This is a genomic window from Streptomyces xylophagus (genome assembly GCF_000716435.1).
Classification (GTDB): domain Bacteria; phylum Actinomycetota; class Actinomycetes; order Streptomycetales; family Streptomycetaceae; genus Streptomyces; species Streptomyces xylophagus.
The window spans coordinates 1-16,871 of sequence record NZ_JNWO01000014.1 but is presented as its reverse complement, the minus strand read 5'-3'; the positions used below and the strand labels follow the sequence as shown (position 1 = coordinate 16,871).

18 protein-coding genes are annotated in these 16,871 nt (G+C 71.3%); 11 read left to right on the top strand and 7 right to left on the bottom strand.

The annotated features are described in order from the left end of the window. The first annotated feature begins 40 nt into the window (after positions 1 to 40). Positions 41 to 493, top strand: a complete 453-nt coding sequence (locus OO70_RS28605; RefSeq protein WP_043677363.1) for a phospholipase — start codon at positions 41 to 43, stop codon at positions 491 to 493. A gap of 84 nt (positions 494 to 577) precedes the next feature. On the opposite strand, the gene OO70_RS28600 is transcribed toward OO70_RS28605, so the two are convergent. Beyond that, positions 578 to 1,366 carry a DeoR/GlpR family DNA-binding transcription regulator gene (locus OO70_RS28600; RefSeq protein WP_043677359.1) on the bottom strand — a complete coding sequence of 263 codons (789 nt, stop codon included), beginning with the start codon at positions 1,364 to 1,366 and terminating at the stop codon, positions 578 to 580. 125 nt (positions 1,367 to 1,491) lie between these two features. Here OO70_RS28600 and OO70_RS28595 point away from each other — a divergent pair, with 125 nt between their 5' ends. Both OO70_RS28595 and OO70_RS28590 read left to right on the top strand, forming a co-directional pair. Continuing rightward, positions 1,492 to 2,373: an SIS domain-containing protein gene (locus OO70_RS28595; RefSeq protein WP_043677357.1), complete on the top strand. Its 882-nt coding sequence runs from the start codon at positions 1,492 to 1,494 to the stop codon at positions 2,371 to 2,373. A gap of 35 nt (positions 2,374 to 2,408) precedes the next feature. Further along, positions 2,409 to 3,278: a class II fructose-bisphosphate aldolase gene (locus OO70_RS28590; RefSeq protein ID WP_043677355.1), complete on the top strand. Its 870-nt coding sequence runs from the start codon at positions 2,409 to 2,411 to the stop codon at positions 3,276 to 3,278. Here the strand turns inward: OO70_RS28590 and OO70_RS28585 are convergent. Further along, complete coding sequence (locus OO70_RS28585) at positions 3,268 to 4,398, bottom strand: methyltransferase (protein ID WP_043677353.1); 1,131 nt, start codon at positions 4,396 to 4,398, stop codon at positions 3,268 to 3,270. The genes OO70_RS28590 and OO70_RS28585 overlap by 11 nt on opposite strands. Before the next feature lie 76 nt (positions 4,399 to 4,474). On the opposite strand from OO70_RS28585, the gene OO70_RS28580 reads away from it, so the two are divergent. The 4 genes from OO70_RS28580 (at position 4,475) to OO70_RS28565 (ending at position 8,021) form a co-directional block, all read left to right on the top strand. Beyond that, positions 4,475 to 5,116, top strand: a complete 642-nt coding sequence (locus OO70_RS28580; protein ID WP_043677352.1) for an alpha-ketoglutarate-dependent dioxygenase AlkB family protein — start codon at positions 4,475 to 4,477, stop codon at positions 5,114 to 5,116. Positions 5,117 to 5,230: 114 nt separating this feature from the next. Continuing rightward, positions 5,231 to 6,469: an ROK family protein gene (locus OO70_RS28575; protein WP_043677350.1), complete on the top strand. Its 1,239-nt coding sequence runs from the start codon at positions 5,231 to 5,233 to the stop codon at positions 6,467 to 6,469. A 107-nt stretch (positions 6,470 to 6,576) separates the two neighbouring features. Next, entirely contained in the window at positions 6,577 to 6,828 is a 252-nt protein-coding gene (locus tag OO70_RS28570) for a hypothetical protein (protein WP_043677349.1), read from the top strand. Positions 6,829 to 6,839: 11 nt separating this feature from the next. Beyond that, the gene (locus tag OO70_RS28565; RefSeq protein ID WP_043677347.1) at positions 6,840 to 8,021 is read left to right on the top strand and encodes an SPFH domain-containing protein; all 1,182 of its coding nucleotides are present in this window, start codon (positions 6,840 to 6,842) and stop codon (positions 8,019 to 8,021) included. A gap of 78 nt (positions 8,022 to 8,099) precedes the next feature. On the opposite strand, the gene ilvY is transcribed toward OO70_RS28565, so the two are convergent. Further along, positions 8,100 to 8,954 (bottom strand): HTH-type transcriptional activator IlvY, encoded by an 855-nt coding sequence (gene ilvY / locus OO70_RS28560; protein ID WP_043677345.1) that lies wholly within the window; start codon positions 8,952 to 8,954, stop codon positions 8,100 to 8,102. An 88-nt stretch (positions 8,955 to 9,042) separates the two neighbouring features. On the opposite strand from ilvY, the gene OO70_RS28555 reads away from it, so the two are divergent. Continuing rightward, a complete protein-coding gene (locus OO70_RS28555) occupies positions 9,043 to 10,512 on the top strand; it encodes a ketol-acid reductoisomerase (RefSeq protein WP_043677342.1) in 1,470 nt (489 codons plus the stop codon). On the opposite strand, the gene OO70_RS57095 is transcribed toward OO70_RS28555, so the two are convergent. The 4 genes from OO70_RS57095 to OO70_RS28540 all read right to left on the bottom strand — a co-directional run bounded on the left by OO70_RS57095 (position 10,509) and on the right by OO70_RS28540 (position 12,899). Continuing rightward, positions 10,509 to 10,682: a hypothetical protein gene (locus OO70_RS57095; protein WP_407702835.1), complete on the bottom strand. Its 174-nt coding sequence runs from the start codon at positions 10,680 to 10,682 to the stop codon at positions 10,509 to 10,511. The two genes, OO70_RS28555 and OO70_RS57095, sit on opposite strands and share 4 nt — an antisense overlap. Before the next feature lie 44 nt (positions 10,683 to 10,726). After that, positions 10,727 to 11,665, bottom strand: coding sequence for a phosphotriesterase family protein (locus OO70_RS28550; protein ID WP_043677721.1), 939 nt, complete (start codon positions 11,663 to 11,665; stop codon positions 10,727 to 10,729). After that, positions 11,662 to 12,246, bottom strand: a complete 585-nt coding sequence (locus OO70_RS28545) for a DUF4865 family protein (protein WP_043677339.1) — start codon at positions 12,244 to 12,246, stop codon at positions 11,662 to 11,664. The genes OO70_RS28550 and OO70_RS28545 overlap by 4 nt, the downstream gene beginning before the upstream one ends. An 86-nt stretch (positions 12,247 to 12,332) precedes the next feature. Beyond that, a complete protein-coding gene (locus OO70_RS28540; protein WP_199827423.1) occupies positions 12,333 to 12,899 on the bottom strand; it encodes a TetR/AcrR family transcriptional regulator in 567 nt (188 codons plus the stop codon). A gap of 202 nt (positions 12,900 to 13,101) precedes the next feature. On the opposite strand from OO70_RS28540, the gene OO70_RS28535 reads away from it, so the two are divergent. Genes OO70_RS28535 through OO70_RS28525 form a run of 3 tightly spaced genes read left to right on the top strand, consistent with a single transcriptional unit; the run spans position 13,102 to position 16,699 of the window. Beyond that, positions 13,102 to 13,398, top strand: coding sequence for an SHOCT domain-containing protein (locus OO70_RS28535; protein WP_043677335.1), 297 nt, complete (start codon positions 13,102 to 13,104; stop codon positions 13,396 to 13,398). Then, positions 13,395 to 14,147, top strand: coding sequence for an ABC transporter ATP-binding protein (locus OO70_RS28530; protein ID WP_043677332.1), 753 nt, complete (start codon positions 13,395 to 13,397; stop codon positions 14,145 to 14,147). The genes OO70_RS28535 and OO70_RS28530 overlap by 4 nt, the downstream gene beginning before the upstream one ends. Then, the gene (locus OO70_RS28525; RefSeq protein WP_043677329.1) at positions 14,144 to 16,699 is read left to right on the top strand and encodes an ABC transporter permease; all 2,556 of its coding nucleotides are present in this window, start codon (positions 14,144 to 14,146) and stop codon (positions 16,697 to 16,699) included. The genes OO70_RS28530 and OO70_RS28525 overlap by 4 nt, the downstream gene beginning before the upstream one ends. The last annotated feature ends 172 nt before the right edge of the window (positions 16,700 to 16,871 follow it).

Sequence of the window (16,871 nt, the reverse complement as noted above, 5' to 3'; positions counted from 1 at the left end):
GCGATCCGACGGGCGGATCGCGGTCTCATGGAGGTGTTGGATGCACCGCAGACTCGCCACCGGTCTCGCCGCCTCGACTCTGGCCCTGGTCGCTGTCGTCGCCACCGCGACAGCCGCCACCGCCGCCCCCGCCGACAAGCCCCAGGTCCTCTCGAGCTGGACCCAGACCAGCGCGTCCAGCTATAACCTCTGGGCCGCCGCCCGTGCCAACCAAACCGCCTGGTCCGCCTACGAGTTCGACTGGTCCACCGACTACTGCTCCGACTCGCCCGACAACCCCTTCGGCTTCCCCTTCGCCACGTCCTGCGCCCGCCACGACTTCGGCTACCGCAACTACAAGGCCGCCGGCACCTTCAGCACCAACAAGTCGCGGCTCGACAGCGCCTTCTACGAGGACCTCAAGCGCGTCTGCACCAAGTACAGCGGCGCCACCGCGACCGCCTGCAACAGCACGGCGTGGACGTACTACCAGGCCGTCAGGGTCTTCGGCTGACGGACCCTCAACTGGTCGGACCGTGCGGGACGTCGACCCTCGGCGTCCCGCAACTCCCTGTCCAGCAGGGCGGGTTGGCACCTCTCATACGGCGACGACCCGGACTCCCGCCTCCTCGAACCGCCGCACCATGTCCGGCCCCACCGCCGTGTCCGTCACCAGCGTGTTCACCGCCTCCGCCGAGCAGATCCGGGCGAACGCGCGCTGCCCGAGCTTGCTGGAGTCGGCCGCCACGATCACGCGCTCGGCGCGCTCGCACAGCAGCCGGTTGATCGCGGCCTCCGCCTCGTCGTGGGCCGCCGCGCCGTGCGTCACGTCGAAGGCGACCACGCCGAGCACCGCCACATCGACGGTGATCTGGGAGAGCACCCCGTCCGCGAGGGGCCCGACGAGTTCGTACGACTGCGGGCGCGCGACCCCGCCGGTCAGCACGATCTTGAACTGGGGCCGTACGGCAAGCTCGTTGGCGATGTTGAGCGCGTTGGTCACGATGGTCAGCGCCGGTGATCCCGAGGTTCCGGAGGTGAGATCGCCGCGCACGGCCAGGGCGCGGGCCACCTCCGTGGTCGTCGTACCGCCGGTCAGGCCCACCGCCTCGCCCGGCGCGACGAGTTCGGCGACCGCCTTGGCGATCCGCTGCTTCTCGGAGGCGTGCCGGGCGGTCTTGTAGCGCAACGGCAGTTCGTACGACACCCCGTGCACGACGGCGCCGCCCCGGGTGCGCACCAGCATCTGCTGCTCGGCGAGTTGGTCGAAGTCACGGCGGATCGTCGCGGCCGACACCGCGAGGTCGGCGGCCGCCTCCTCGACGTCGAGCCGGCCGCGCTCGACGAGCAGCTCCAGCAGCGCCTTCCAGCGGGCGTCGCGCGACATCCGCACTCTCCGTTCCTCGATTCTCCGGCGACCCTAGCGCACACCGCTCCCGCCGAAATGCTTGATTGTGCTTGAAAGATCGCTATATCTTGCAGGAACAAGCATCAACGGGGAGGGGATACGGCATGACGTATGTCGAGGACGAGCTGAACAGCCAGCCCGAATGCTGGGCCCGCGCCGCGTCGGAGGCGGCGGGACACAAGGCGGTGCTCCCGGCGCCGGGGGAGCGGGTCGCGATCGTCGGCTGCGGCACCTCGTACTTCATGGCCCAGGCCGTCGCCGCCCTGCGTGAAGGCGCGGGCGAAGGTGAGACCGACGCCTTCGCCGCCTCGGAGTTCCCGCACGGGCGGACCTACGACCGTGTCCTCGCCCTCACCCGCTCCGGCACCACCACCGAAGTGCTGGAACTCCTGGGGCAGTTGAAGGGCCGCACCCCCACCACCGCGATAACCGCCGACCCGCACACCCCCGTCATGACGGCCGCCGACGAGATCGTCGTACTCGACTTCGCCGACGAACGTTCCGTCGTACAGACCCGGTTCGCGACCACCGCGGTCACCCTGCTCCGCGCCCACCTGGGGCTGCACACCGACGCCGTGGTCGCCGACGCGCGCACCGCGCTGGCCGCCGAACTGCCCCAACAGCTCGTCGCCTGCACGCAGTTCACGTTCCTCGGCCGGGGTTGGACCGTCGGGCTCGCCAACGAGGCCGGGCTGAAGATGCGCGAGGCCTCCCTGTCCTGGACCGAGGCCTACCCGGCGATGGAGTACCGGCACGGCCCGATCAGCATCACCACCCGCGGCACCGCGACCTGGATGCTCGGCGAGGCGCCCGAGGGACTCGCCCAACAGGTGGACGCCACCGGCGGGTTGTGGATCGACGGGGGTCTCGACCCGCTCGCCGAACTCGTCCGCGCCCAGCGCCTGGCGGTCGCCGTCGCCGCGTACCGCGACCTCGACCCGGACCGGCCGCGTCACCTCACCCGCTCGGTGATCCTCGCCCCCTGAAGCCCGGCACCCCAGACTCCAGGAAAGGACAGGCCGTGCCCCTCGTCACCACCGGCGAGCTCGTGACCCGCGCCGCCACCGCCCGCTCCGCGGTCGCCGCCTTCAACATCATCACCCTGGAACACGTCGAGGCCGTCGTCGCCGGCGCCGAGTCCGCCGACGCCCCCGTCGTCCTCCAAGTCAGCGAGAACGCCGTCAAGTTCCGCTACGGCCGTCTCCTCCCGCTCGCCCGCGCGGCCGTCGCCGTAGCCGAACGGGCCGCCGTACCCGTCGCGTTGCACCTCGACCACGTCCAGAGCGACGACCTGCTGCGCCAGGCGCCCGATGCCGGATTCAGCTCAGTGATGTACGACGCGGCCCGCCTTCCGTACGCCGAGAACCTCGCCGCGACCCGCGCGGCCGTCGACTGGGCACACTCCCAAGGCCTGTGGATCGAGGCCGAGTTGGGAGAGGTCGGCGGGAAGAACGGGGAGCCGCCCCTAGACGCCCACGCACCCGGCGCCCGTACCGACCCCGTCCAGGCCCGCGCGTTCGTCGCCGACTCCGGCGTGGACGCCCTGGCCGTGGCCATCGGCAGCTCGCACGCGATGACCACCCGTACGGCCACCCTCGACCACGACCTCCTCAAGCGGCTCACCGCCGGCCTGGACGTCCCGCTCGTCCTGCACGGCTCCTCAGGAGTCCCCGACGACGAACTGACCGCGGCCGTCGCCGGTGGCATCACCAAGGTCAACGTGGGCACGGCCCTCAACCTCGCGATGACCGGCGCGATCCGCGCCTTCCTCGCCGCACACCCCGAGGCGGTCGACTCCCGGAAGTACCTGAGCCTGGGGCGGGAGGCGATGGCCGGCACGGTGGCCCGGATCATCGGAGTGCTCGCCGGACGCGCCGGGACTACCGCTTGACGGCCTTCAGCACCACGAACTTCGCGTCGCTGGCGACCAGTTGACTGTTGCCGAACAGCCGCTTGAGCTTCACGTGGTACGCGAGATGCCGGTTGCCGACCACCCACAGCTCGCCGCCCGGACGCAGCGCGCGCCGCGCCCCGGTGAACATCCGCCACGCCGTCGCGTCGGTCGTCGCCTGGTGGGAGTGGAACGGGGGATTGTTGAGCACGAGGTCGACACTGTCGGCCGACACCCCGACCAACCCGTCCCCGACCCTGAACTCGGCCTGCCCCGGCACGCCGTTCGCCTTGTACGTGGCCTCCGCCGAGGCGACGGCCTGGAACGACTCGTCCACGAACAGCACTTCGGCCTCCGGATCGGCCAGCGACACCGCCGTACCGACGACACCGTTGCCGCACCCGAGGTCGACCACCCTGCGGGGGCCGCGACTTTCGGGCAGGTGCTGGAGGAAGAAGCGGGTGCCGATGTCGAGGCGCTCGGCACAGAACACGCCCGCGTGGTTGACCACCGTCCGCCCCGAGACCACGCCGATGCCGTCCGGCAGGGCATAGCTGTGCGGCCAGGGGTTGGTGGCGCGCGCCGACGACCGTGGCGTGCAGTGGATCAGCCGGGCCTTCTTCTCGGCCAGCGAGGTCCGGGTCGGGCCGAGGATCCGCTCGAACAGCTTCAGCGTCGAGGTGTGGATCTCCTTCACCATCCCGGTGCCGACGACGACCGTGTCGGCGTGCACCGCGGGCGCCAGCCGCAGCAACTGGTCCTCCAGGAGCGCGAGACTCTTGGGCACCCTCACCAGCAGCACGTCGACACGCTCCGGCGGCGGGTCCTGGGTGGTGAGCAGCCGTACGGAATCCGCGGCGATCCCGTTGCGCGCTAGGTTCGCCCGGGTCGCCTCCTGGGTGAGGAACGAGTCCGTGATCTGCACCGGACGGTGCTGTGCGAGCGCCGTGGTCAGGGCGCCCCAGCGGTCGCCCACGATCACGACCGTGCCGGACAGCGGGGTGTCCTGTTCCGCGAGCTGCCGCAGAAGGTATTCGTCGGAGGCGTCCCAGGCGCGCAGCCGGTCGCGCGGGTCCTCGGGGAAGCGGGCCAGGGCGCAGTCGCCCCACGGAGTCGTCATTCGGTCGATATGGTCGTCCATCGTGCGCCAAGGCTAACCGAGTCCCAGCTCACGGCCGGTCGGGCAGGATGGGGCCATGGACGCCGAGCTGTTTCCGAGGGCTCGTACTGAGGTCGCGCCGGGTGCGGTGCACCTGCCGGACTGGCTCGACACCGACCGCCAGCGCGACCTCCTCACGGCCTGCCGTGAGTGGGCCCGCCCGCCGGCCGGTCTGCGCACGGTCCGCACCCCCGGCGGCGGCACGATGACCGCCCGCCAGGTGTGCCTGGGCTGGCACTGGTACCCGTACGCCTACTCCCGCACGGTGACCGACGGCGACGGCACGCCGGTGAAGCCGTTCCCCGCCTGGCTGGACGAGCTGGGCCGGCGGGCGGTCGCCGACACACTGGGGGCGCCGACGGCGTCGTACGACATCGCACTGATCAATTTCTACGACGGCGACGCCCGCATGGGCATGCACCGCGACAGCGACGAACAGTCCGACGCCCCCGTGGTGTCCCTCAGCCTCGGCGACACCTGCGTCTTCCGCTTCGGCAACCCCGAGACCCGCACCAAGCCGTACACGGACGTTGAGCTGAGGAGCGGCGACCTGTTCGTGTTCGGCGGCCCGTCGCGGCTGGCGTATCACGGGGTGCCGAGGGTGTACGAGGGCACGGGGCCGGGGGAGTTGGGGCTGAAGGGGAGACTGAACGTGACGCTGAGAGTCAGTGGCTTCTGAGCTGGGGGCGACTTTCGAAGGGGCGCGGGGAACTGCGCGATCAGCCCCCACAGGGCCGCCACTGTGAACGCAACCCCCAACGGCTATCGGTGCGGATCATGGGAGACTCCCCTCATGAGCGGCAAGGCGGACCCCCGGCCGGCGGGGGAAGGGACCACCTCGAGGGCGCGGCTGGACCGGGGCCGCGGTGCGCTCGGCCCCGCGCTAGAGCTCGTGCACACCGGCCGCGCGCCCACCCGAGCCGTCCTGACCGCCGAACTCGGCGTGACCCGGGCGACGGCCGGCGCGGTCGCCGCCGAGCTGGAGGCGCTGGGCCTGATCAGGGTCGACGCCCGGCCCGGCGCGGCGGCCGGTTCACAGGGCCGCCCCTCGCACAGGCTGGCGCTCGCCGAGGACGGGCCGGTCGTACTGGCCGCGCAGGTGCACGCCGACGGCTTCCGTGCCGCGCTGGTTGGACTCGGCGGCCAGATCGTGGCGACGGCACCCGGCTGCGAGGCCGTGGACGCCGATCCGGCGAAGGTGCTCGGTTCGGTCGTCGAGGCCGGTACCGACTTGCTGCGCGAGACCGGTCGGCGGTGCGTGGGCGCCGGGCTCGCCGTACCGTCCGCCGTGGCCGAGCCCGAAGGACTGGCGCTCAACCCCCTCCACCTGGCCTGGCCCGCGGGCGCGCCCGTGCGCCGGATCTTCGCCGAGTGCGTGCGCGCGGCCGGCATCGCCGGACCGGCGTTCGCGGGCAACGACGTCAACCTCGCCGCGCTCGCCGAGCACCGGCACGGCGCGGGGCGCGGTGCCCGCGACCTGTTGTGCGTGGCGACCGGACACCGGGGGGTGGGCGGCGCGCTGGTGCTCGACGGGCGTCTGCACACCGGGAGTTCGGGGCTGGCGCTCGAAGTCGGGCACCTCACCGTCAACCCCGAAGGGCGCCCCTGCCACTGCGGCAGCCGGGGATGTCTCGACGTCGAGGCCGATCCGCTCGCCTTCCTCACCGCCGCCGGTCGTGAGCCCGGACCCGAGGTGTCCCTGCTCCAGGAGTCCAACGACCTGATCCGCCACCACTACGACGACCCGTCCGTCCGGCAGGCCGCCGAAACCCTGATCGACCGGCTCGGGCTCGGGCTGGCGGGCCTGGTGAACATCCTCAACCCCGACCGGATCATCCTCGGCGGACTGCACCGCACCCTCCTCGACGCCGACCCGCAGCGGCTGCGCGCGGTCGTCGCCGACCGGAGCCTGTGGGGGCAGAGCGGAGGCGTGCCGATCCTCGCCTGCACCCTCGACCACAACAGCCTGGTCGGCGCCGCCGAGTTGGCGTGGCAGCCCGTGCTCGACGACCCGCTGGCGGCCCTGTCCTGACCTCGCGGACGGCACGTGACGGAAGGAATCGACGAGCCCGTTGGGAGCCGGGGCAGAGTAGGTCTATCGTCGGAAACCTAAGGCCAGAGGATGGAGGGCGGCCGGTGATGCCGCAGGATGAGCCCGTGATCGGATGCACGGGGCAGGTGATCATCGGAACCCGCGGAAGCGCGGGCCCCGGCGAGATCCTGGTGCGCGTCCGGGGCGGCTCCGAGACCTTCCTCGCCTGGTCGGACGATCCTCTGCCCACGGGGGCGACCGTTCTCGTGATCGAGTCACGTGGACGGCGTGAGGTCCACGTCATCGAGTGGGTGGATCCATTGGACGCGCTGGGCGGGGACCCCGCCGGCGCTGAGTGAGGAGTACCAGAATGTTCGGTTACCGCGTTCCCGCCCCCGATGAGGCGATGCTGATCTCGGGTGGCAGGCGGGGACTGGGGGGCGCGCCGTTCCGAGTGGTGACGGGGCACGGAAAGTTCGTGCTCCCGGTTTTCCGCAAGACCCGTTTCCTCACCCTGGCGATGTGCGAGGCAGAGGTCACCGAGACCTGCGTGACCCGGCAGGGCATCGCTCTCAACGTCCGCGCAGTGATCGCCTTCAAGGTCGGCAACGACACCGAGAGCATCATCAACGCGGGCCAGCGCTTCCTGTCCGACCAGGACCAGATGTCGGTGCTGACCGGCCGGATCTTCGCCGGTCACCTGCGGTCCATCATCGGCTCGATGACCGTCGAGGAGATCGTCACCGAGCGGCAGAAGCTCGCCGCCGAGGTGCTGGACACCTCGAAGATCGAGATGGCGAAGATCGGCCTGATCGTCGACTCGCTGCAGATCCAGTCGATCGACGACGGCGACACCGGCTACATCGAGGCCATGTCCGCGCCGCACAAGGCGGCCATCCAGCGGCAGGCCCAGATCGCCCAGGCGCAGGCCACCCAGGCCTCGGCCGAGGCGCAGCAGGTCGCGGCCCGCAACCAGGCCGAGTACGCCCGGCAGACCGCGGTGGTCAAGGCCGAGTACTCGGCCGAGGTCGACCGTGCCCAGGCGCAGGCCGCGCAGGCCGGACCGCTGGCGCAGGCCCACGCCCAGCAGGAGGTGCTGGCCGCGCAGACCGAACTGGCCGAGCGGCAGGCCAAGTTGCGCGAGCAGCAGCTGGTCGCCGAGATCGTCAGGCCCGCCGAGGCCGAGGCGCAGCGGATCAAGCTGCTCGCCATCGCCGAGGCGGAGCGCATGAAGATCCAGGCCGAGGCGGCGGCCTCCTACGACCGGGTCGCGCTCGACCGGATGCTGATCGACCAGCTCCCGCAGATCGTGAAGGAAGCGGCCGGCGGCCTCGCCGGCGCGAACGTCAACGTCCTCAACGGCGCGGACGGCCTCGGCGAGATCGCGGCCGGTCTGGTCTCGCAGGGCCTGACGATCCTGGACTCGGTCCGGGGCAACCTGAGCGGCGCGGACCCCGACGGCCGCCGCCCCGGCGAGGACGTCAAGAACCTGCTCCAGCTCCAGGCGAAGAAGGACGACAAGAAGGACGACGGCCCGGTGGACCTCGACTGACACAGTCGCGAGTGGCCGGTCGCTCGACAAGTCTCGAGTGGCCGGCCGCCCAGCAGGGCCCTGAGCGGCCGGTCGCCGCTACCACGGAGCCGTCAGGCTCCACAGCGTCGCCACCAGCGGGCGGCGCAGATCGGCCCGCCGTACACACAGCCCGATCGGGAACGGCTCAGGCGGCGGGTCCGCCGGGATCACCGCCAGCCGTTCCCGTACGGCACTGTTCTCCAGCACGAGGCGGGGCACCACGCCCGTCCCGCAGCCCAGCGCGACCAGCGTCAACAGCCCTTCGTGGCCGTCCGGTTCACAGGCCACGTCCGGTGTCCTGCCGCGGGCGCGGAACCAGCGGTCGGCCGCCTCACGGACCAGACCGCGGTGCGGGAGGACGAACGGACCGTCCAGGTCGGGATCGGGCCGGTCGCGCGCGGTGACCAGGACCAGCTCGGTCACCGTGACCGTCCGGCTCACCAACGGCTCCGGCAGCCGGGGCGGGATGCCCGCGACCGCCACGTCGGCCTCGCCCTCGTCCAGCCTGGCCAGCGCCGCCGCCGCGTCACCGGTGCGCAGATCGAGCCGCACCTGCGGATGCGCGGCTCGGAACGGCGCCAACAGGTCGGGCAGCAGGGCCTGGCAGGCGGTCACCGTCGCGAACAGCGTGAGATGGCCGGTGAGTTCGGCCGGGTCGGGATGCTCCTCGCGGTAGATGCGCCACAACTCCACGGCCTGGACGGCGTATTCACGGAAGCGGTGCCCCTCCGCCGTCAGTGACACCCCGCGCGCCCCGCGGTCGAACAGCCGGTGTCCGATGCCGGCCTCCAGCCGCTGCACGGTCCGGGTGAGCGTCGCCGGACTGACATGGCAGTCGAGACTCGTCCGCCCGAAGTTCAGCGTCTGCGCCAGATGCAGGAAAAGCCGCAGCTCCCGATGGTCGTCCCGCATACCGTGACCTGGCCCTTTCAGTTCACGCAACAGCCCGCTGCACAGGTTGCGCTTGCCGCAACACCCGCCCGGAGCCTACAACTCGACCATGACCTCGACCACGCACACCTCCGCCGTGTTCGCCCTCGAGACGATGGACGTGCCCGGCGGCACGGAGACCATCCTGCGCGGCGGCCGGCACCTCTTCCCCCTCCTCCCGCAGGCCTTCGCCGACGTCCACCGCATCGGCGTCATCGGCTGGGGCCCGCAGGGCCGCGCCCAGGCCCGCAACCTGCGCGACTCCCTCGCGGGCACGGACATCCGGGTGAGCGTCGGACTGCGCCCCGGCTCGGCATCCGCCGCCGACGCCCGCGCGCACGGCTTCACCGAGGAGGACGGCACCCTCGGCGACTGGATCGCCGTCACCGCCGACAGCGACCTGGTGATCCTGCTGATCGCGGACGCGGCCCTCGCCGCCCATCACGAGGAGATCTTCGCCGCGTTGAAGCCCGGTGCGACCATCGGCCTCTCGCACGGCTTCCTGCTCGGTCATCTCCGGGCCTCCGGCGGCGAGTTCCCGCCCGGACACGGCGTGATCGCGGTCTGCCCCAAGGGTATGGGCGACTCCGTGCGCCGCCTCTACGAACAGGGCGCCGAGATCAACGGCGCGGGCATCAACAGCAGTTACGCCGTCCACGCCGACCCCGACGGCAAGGCCACGGACCGCGCGCTCGGCTGGTCGGTCGCGCTCGGCTCGCCGTACACCTTCCGCACGACCCTGGAGAGCGAGTACCGCTCCGACATCGTGGGCGAACGCGCCATCCTGCTCGGCGCCGTCCACGGCATCGTCGAGAGCCTGTACACCCACTACCGGCTCGCCGGCGACGACCCGGTGACGGCGTACGAGCGCTCCTGCGAGAACGTCACCGGACCCATCGCCCGCACCATCTCCCAGGCCGGACTCCGCGCCGTCCGCGAGAACCTGGACCCGGCCGGACGGGACGTCTTCGACCGCGCGTACTCGGCGACCTACGGCCCCGCCCGCGAGATCGTCGCCGAGATCTACGACGAGGTCGCCGACGGCACCGAGCTGCGCAGCGTTGTCCTCGCCGAACAGCGGCTCGGGGCACGGGAGATGAGCAGCATCGGCGGTTCGCCGATGTGGGCCGTCGGCGCGGAGGTGCGAGCGCGCCGGGCCGAACGGGCCCTGCCCGTCGAGCCGTTCACCGCCGGAGTGTTCGTGGCGACGATGACCGCCCAGGTCGACGAGTTCGCCGAGCGCGGCCACCCCTGGTCCGAGATCGTCAACGAGTCCGTCATCGAGGCGGTCGACTCCCTGCTGCCCTACATGCACGCCCGCGATGTGGCGTACATGGTCGACAACTGCTCCCGCACCGCCCGCCTGGGCACCCGCCGTTGGGGCCCCCGCTTCCAGTCGGCCTACGAGCAGATCGCCTACCCGGCATCCGAACTCCCGTCGAACGAGGCCCTGTTGACGGCCTTCGACACCCACCCCATGCACGAGGCCCTGGCCGCGGCGGCGAAACTGCGGCCGTCCGTGGACATCTCGGTGGCCTAGATCAGCGCGGCGCGGGCGGAACTCCTACCCAGGGTTCCGCCCGCGTGCCAGGTGCCGGTGATCGTCACCCAGGTGTCGGCGGCCAGGGCCGGGATGCCCGACAGAGCGGTGCCGAGCAGCAGGAAGGGCAGCGCCTGCGTGGTGACGGCGAGACACACGGTCCGCTGCACCCGAGCACCACATGTTCGATGTCCGCGTTGAACACAGCGGGCTGTCAGCCTTCGGCGACCGGCTCCGAGGAGAGGCGCCACTCGACGGCGAACGCGCGCGCGGGGTTCTCCGTGAACACGCGCCGCACCAGCTCCTCACCCAGCTCCACCGCGAGCCGTGGCCCCACCCGCCGCAGCAGGTACGGCATCCCCGGGCCGCCGTCCACCGAGCGGGCCCCGGCGACCACGGTGTCCCCGCCGAGCAGCAGGCGGTCGCCGTAGCCGGCCTCGGCCAGCGCCCGGACGCTGTCCGGCATGCGCCAGTCCGTGGCGTGGTGGGCGCGGGACGGGCCGTCGAACGCGAGGTAGGCGCCCGCGTCGGCGGCCTGGCGCTGGACGACGAGGTCGGGGGAGCGGTTGAGGTGACCGAGGATCACCCGGTGCGGTTCGACTCCCAACTTGCCGCACAGCAGGTCGAGTACGTCCAGCGCGCCCGTGCCCAGCTCCAGATGGACGGCGATCGGCGCTCCCGTCGCACGGTGGGCCTCGGCCGCCGCGGTCATCGTCCAGCGGGCGTGCGCGTCGAGGCCGTGGAAGCCGCCCGCGACCTTGATGATCCCGGCGCGGACACCGGAAAGCCCGATGCCCACCTCCAACTCGGCGACGAACACCTCGGCCAGCCTGCCGCGCAGGCTCTCCAGCAACTCCGGGCTGTAGTGCGCCGCTTGATGCAACCCGGTCGCACAGACCACATGCACACCCGTCGCCCGGGACAGCAGAGGCAGATCAGCGACCCGCCGCCCCATCCCGTACGGCGTCCACTGCACGACGCTGCCCCCGCCGACGGCACGGAACGCGGTCAACTCGGACCGCGCGGCCGACGCGTCGCCCAACTCCTGGCCGGGAAGCCGAGCGCTCCGGAGAAAGAGGTGGTCGTGCGCGTCGCACACACCCAGCAGCCGTGGGTCCACATCCCCAAGTACCGTACGGACGACGTCACTCACCACTGCCGACCTCGCGGTAACGCGCCCCGCCCCGGCGCCGAGAGATGCAGTACCTGGAACACGTCCCCCTCCGCCTTCGGCGAGTCCTGCTCCCAGAGCGAGAAGTGGACCAGCTCCCAGCTGTGCGGGTCGACGGCCGCCGCCGCGAGGACCGCGCCGTCCTCTCCGGCCAGCCGCCGGGTCTCACCCACAGCCTCCTCCACGACCGCCGCCAACTCCACACCCTCCGCCATCCGTTGGCACCGGCGTACGGCGACAGCGGCTGGCGAACCCGCCGCACCGCCGTCCTCGTAGGCGAGGCCCGTCCACTGCACCACCTCAGGCCGCCCGAAGTCATTGACGAGCCCCTGGAAAGCACCGCCCCAGAGGAAGCGGTTCATGCCCTCCACCGTGTTCCACAGATAGAACGGCGCGTACTGGTTGACCGGCGAGCCGTGCACCCCGCGCTCGCGCAGCAGATACGCCTTGAAACCGAGGCCGCCCCAGTCGTCGAGCAGATGCCCGACCCGTGCGACCCGGCCCCGGATGATGCCCATGTCGTAGTCGCCGGGAAGAGTGAGTTCGTACTGCATCGCGTGCATCAAGTGCCTCCTCAGAAGGGGGAGTTCTCCGCCGACCCCTGTCGGGTGTCGGGGTGGTTCCTGGTGCTCCGCACGTGCCCGGACTCCTATCGGGGAGCGGAGGGCGCGAGCAGGGCGAGCAGTCCCCGGACACCGGCGTCGAAGGCGGCCGGTGAGCCGGACGCGCGGGCCAGGACGTAACCGCCCTGTACGGTCGCGAGGATCGTCGAGGCGATCTCCTCGCCGTCCAGCTCCGCCCCGAACTGCCCCTGTTCCTTGCCCTCTTCGACGATTCCGGCGAGCCGCTCACGGATCGCGTCGAGCGTCGCGTCCACCGGCTCCCGCAGCTCCGCGCTGGCGATCACCTCCGGATCCATCGTCAGCCGCCCGACCGGACACCCCCGCAACACATCACGCTCGCGCCGCAGATACGCCTCGATCCGCTCGTACGGCGTCCCGGGCCCGTCGAGTACTTCCTCTGCGGTACTCAGCAACTCCTCGGCCGTCCGCCGGATCGCCGCCAGCGCCAGATCCGGCTTGCCCTTGAAGTGGTGGTACATACTGCCCTGCCCAGCTCCAGCGCGCTCCAGAATTGCCTTGGGGCTGGTGCCGACGTAGCCGCGCTCCCACAGCAGCTCGCGTGTGGACTCGATCAGTCGCTCCGGGGTGCTCATACAGTCAGTGTACATACTGGTAGTTACAGTAGTGGACGGCTTGTCGACGGCTTATGGAGCAGCCGGCACCCCCTCACGTACTCCCCGCGAGGTACCCGCACTGCCGCTGGCCGTACGACGACCCGGCCCCCTCCCCGGAGCCAGTCTCGATACATCACAGGAAGCCCATCGAGGGCTCCAGGCTCCTTGGAGATGAATCGACATGCAGACTCTGGCGAACTGGAACGGCGGCGGCCCCGGCCCGTGGATCCTGTTCTTCCCGCTGATCTGGGCGGCCGTAGTGGTCGGCGTGGTCACCGTCCTGCGCCGCACCGCCTGGCGCGGCCGCGGCGGCCCGTGGCGCGCGATGGCCGACCCCCGTCCCACCGGCGACTCCCCGCTCGCCGTCCTCGGCCGCCGCTTCGCCTCCGGCGAGATCGACGAGGACGAGTACTGGCGCCGCCTCTCCGTCCTGGACGAGCAGTTCGGCCGCACCGGCAAGGGAGGCGGCCCGGCATGACCACCGCGACCACCACCCGCACGGCCGCGCGGGTCGTCGACGCCGTCAAGGTCTACGGCGTCGGCGACACCGCCGTGCGCGCCCTGGACGGGGTGAGCGTCGACTTCCCGGCCGGCCGCTTCACCGCGATCATGGGACCCTCGGGCTCCGGCAAGTCCACCCTGATGCACTGCGCGGCAGGCTTGGACACGCTCAGCTCGGGCACCGCCCACATCGGCGACACGGAACTCGGCACCCTCGACGACCGACGCCTGACCCTCCTGCGCCGCGAACGCGTCGGCTTCGTCTTCCAGGCCTTCAACCTGATCCCGACGCTGACCGTCGCGGAGAACATCACCCTGCCCCTCGACCTCTCCGGAGCCAGGGGCGACCAGGAGTGGATCGACGAGCTCATCGGCATCGTCGGCCTCCGCGACCGCCTCCATCACCGCCCGTCCGAACTCTCCGGCGGCCAGCAGCAACGCGTCGCCGTGGCAAGGGCGTTCGCGGGCCGACCCGAGGTCGTCTTCGCCGACGAGCCGACCGGCAACCTCGACTCCCGCTCCGGCGGCGAGGTTCTCGGCCTGCTCCGCAGTGCCGTACGGCAGACGGACCGCACGGTCGTGATGGTGACCCACGACCCGGTCGCCGCCGCCCACGCCGACGAGGTCGTCTTCCTTGCCGACGGCCGCCTGGTGGACCGTATGGAATCCCCCACGGCCGAAAAGGTCCTGGACCGCCTGAAGGCCTTCGAGGACGTGAGGTCATGAACGCGTCCGTGCGCCTGAGCATGTCCTCCCTGCGGGCCCACAAAAGGCGCTTCGCCGGTACGTTCCTCGCCGTGTTCCTCGGGGTCGCCTTCCTCGCCGGGACCCTCGTCATGGGCGACACCCTGCGCGCCAACTTCGACACCATGTTCGGCGACGCGACCAGCGGCACGGACGCCGTGGTCCGCAGCGCCGACGCCATCACAACACCCGGCGAGAGCCAGGGCGTTCGGCAACCGGTGAGCACGGCCCTGGTGAAGACCGTCGAGCGGGTCCCCGGCGTCGCGGCGGCCGCCCCCAGCATCCAGGGCGCGGGCCAACTCGTCGGCGCCAACGGCAAAGCCGTCGGAGGCAAGGGCCCGCCCACCCTAGCCGGGAACTGGATCACCGACCCGCAGCTCAACCCGTACCGGCTCGCCGAAGGCCGCACCCCGGCCAGGTCCGGCGAGGTCGTCGTCAACCGAGGCGCCGCAGACAAGGGCCACTTGAAGATCGGCGACACGACGACACTGCGCACACCCGACCCCGTCAAGGTGACGATCGTCGGCCTCGCGACCTTCGGCGGCGAGGACGGCATGGCACAGGTGACCTACACCGGGATGACACAGGCCGACGCCGAGAAGTACCTCACCGCCAGGCCCGGCGAGGCGGCGACCATCAGCGTGCGCGCGGGCCCCGGCATCAGCCAGCGACAACTGGTCGACCGCCTGACTCCCGTACTCCCCAAGGGAGTTGAGGCGATCACGGGCCAGCAGTCGGCACAGGAGAACACGGACATGATCTCCTCCCAATTCCTGACGATCTTCACCACGTTCCTCCTGGTCTTTTCGGGCATCGCCCTGCTGGTGGCGACCTTCTCCATCCACAACACCTTCGCCATCGTCATCGCCCAACGCACCCGCGAGAACGCCCTGTTGCGGGCCCTCGGCGCCTCCCGCCGCCAGATCACCGCAGCCACCGTCGTCGAGGCGAGCGTCGTCGCCGCGACCGCGTCGGCGGCCGGACTCGCAGGCGGCATCGGTATCGCAGCAGGCCTACAAGGACTGTTTCCGGCGATCGGATTCCCGTTCCCCGAAGGCGACTTGGTGATCCGCGCCCTCTCCATGGCCCTGCCGCTGGCCGTAGGCATCGTCGTCTGCCTGGGCTCCGCACTCATGCCGGCCGTCCGGGCAGGCCGCACCGCCCCGCTGGCCGCACTGCGCGAGACGGCCGTGGACCAGTCCGGCGCGTCCCGCGTCCGCGCGGTGACCGGACTGGCCCTCGCCGCCCTCGCGCTGGGGACCACCCTCACCGGCATCCTGGTCTCACCGTCCTTGCTGCTGGCGGGAGTTGGCGCCGTACTGGCCCTGGTTGCCTTCGTAGTCCTCGGCCCCGTCGCTTCCTCCACGGCGGTACGCGTCCTAGGCAGCCCCCTCGACCGGCTGCGCGGCGTCACCGGCGGCCTCGCCCGCCGCAACGCCCTGCGCAGCCCCCGCCGAACGGCCGCCACCGCGAGCGCACTGATGATCGGCGTGGCCGTGGTGTCGCTGTTCACCGTATTCGGCGCGTCGTTGAAGGCCACCATGGACCAGACCGTGTCCCGTTCCTTCGCCGGTGACGTAGCCGTCAGCACTCCCTCCTTCGGAGCGGGCGGCAGCGGGCTGAGCCCCCAACTCGCAGGGGCCATCGGCAAGCTGCCCGAAGTGGACACAGCAGTGGGCCTCGGCCGTGGAGTAGCCGAAGTGGACGGCAAGGGACGGGCGTTGACCGTCACAGACCCCACAGCCCTCGCCCGCACCTTCGACCTGGGCACGGTCCAGGGCTCCCTCCGCAACCTCGGAACCGACGGCATCGCCATCACCAGGACGGAGGCCGACCGCCAACACCTGACCACCGGCAGTACAGCCCAACTGGCCTTCACCGACGGTGAGAAGAAGACCTTCACGGTCCGCGCGGTCTACGGCCGGTCCGAACTCGCCGGCGACTACGTCATCACCCGCGCAGCCTGGTCCCCGCACCGCACCCAGGACTCCGACACGCTAGTCGCCGTCTCCTTCAAGCAGGGCGTGGACGCGACCGCAGGCAAGGCTGCTGTCGAGCAGATCGCCGCCCACTACGGCAACCCACAAGTCCAGACCCGCCACGAATACGCACAGTCCTCGGCCGGCGGCATCGACATGATGCTGACCCTCGTCTACGCCCTGCTCGCCCTCGCGGTCCTGATCGCCCTGCTGGGCATCGCCAACACACTGACCCTGGCGATCCACGAACGCACCCGCGAACTGGGCCTGTTGAGGGCGGTCGGCCAGACCCGTTCCCAACTCCGGGCCATGGTCCGCTGGGAGTCGGTCCTGGTCGCCGCCTTCGGTACGGTCGGCGGACTCGCCCTCGGCGCCTTCCTCGGCTGGGTCCTGGTCAAGGCCTCGGACGGCGCGAGCGACAGCGCCTTCGCGATCCCGCCCGTGCAACTGGTCGTGGTGGCCCTGGTAGGCCTGGCCGCAGGAGCCCTGGCCGGCTTGCGCCCGGCACGCAGGGCAGCCCGCCTGGACGTACTGCGGGCAATAGCCACCGACTAACCAACCACCGGCAGAGAAACGCAGGGCGTCCACCCTCACCAACGGCGAGGGCCCACCAAGTCCGACTATGCCAACGCGTCGGCCGAGAGGGAGCCGTAGGGGCGCGCCGGTGTCGAGAGCCCCAGCGCGCGGAGGCGCGCAGCGCCGAGCACGGTGGGGCTCTCGACACCGG

Excerpts from the sequence above, each read along its gene's own strand:
- ilvY (WP_043677345.1), bottom strand. The coding sequence starts at position 8,954 with ATGCGGGACGACCATCGGGAGCTGCGGCTTTTCCTGCATCTGGCGCAG.
- OO70_RS28580 (WP_043677352.1), top strand. The coding sequence starts at position 4,475 with ATGGACGCCGAGCTGTTTCCGAGGGCTCGTACTGAGGTCGCGCCGGGT.
- OO70_RS28605 (WP_043677363.1), top strand. The coding sequence starts at position 41 with ATGCACCGCAGACTCGCCACCGGTCTCGCCGCCTCGACTCTGGCCCTG.
- OO70_RS28535 (WP_043677335.1), top strand. The coding sequence starts at position 13,102 with ATGCAGACTCTGGCGAACTGGAACGGCGGCGGCCCCGGCCCGTGGATC.
- OO70_RS28545 (WP_043677339.1), bottom strand. The coding sequence starts at position 12,246 with ATGCACGCGATGCAGTACGAACTCACTCTTCCCGGCGACTACGACATG.
- OO70_RS28525 (WP_043677329.1), top strand. The coding sequence starts at position 14,144 with ATGAACGCGTCCGTGCGCCTGAGCATGTCCTCCCTGCGGGCCCACAAA.
- OO70_RS28570 (WP_043677349.1), top strand. The coding sequence starts at position 6,577 with ATGCCGCAGGATGAGCCCGTGATCGGATGCACGGGGCAGGTGATCATC.
- OO70_RS28585 (WP_043677353.1), bottom strand. The coding sequence starts at position 4,398 with ATGACGACTCCGTGGGGCGACTGCGCCCTGGCCCGCTTCCCCGAGGAC.
- OO70_RS28595 (WP_043677357.1), top strand. The coding sequence starts at position 1,492 with ATGACGTATGTCGAGGACGAGCTGAACAGCCAGCCCGAATGCTGGGCC.
- OO70_RS28600 (WP_043677359.1), bottom strand. The coding sequence starts at position 1,366 with ATGTCGCGCGACGCCCGCTGGAAGGCGCTGCTGGAGCTGCTCGTCGAG.
- OO70_RS28530 (WP_043677332.1), top strand. The coding sequence starts at position 13,395 with ATGACCACCGCGACCACCACCCGCACGGCCGCGCGGGTCGTCGACGCC.
- OO70_RS28540 (WP_199827423.1), bottom strand. The coding sequence starts at position 12,899 with ATGAGCACCCCGGAGCGACTGATCGAGTCCACACGCGAGCTGCTGTGG.
- OO70_RS28575 (WP_043677350.1), top strand. The coding sequence starts at position 5,231 with ATGAGCGGCAAGGCGGACCCCCGGCCGGCGGGGGAAGGGACCACCTCG.
- OO70_RS28555 (WP_043677342.1), top strand. The coding sequence starts at position 9,043 with ATGACCTCGACCACGCACACCTCCGCCGTGTTCGCCCTCGAGACGATG.
- OO70_RS28565 (WP_043677347.1), top strand. The coding sequence starts at position 6,840 with ATGTTCGGTTACCGCGTTCCCGCCCCCGATGAGGCGATGCTGATCTCG.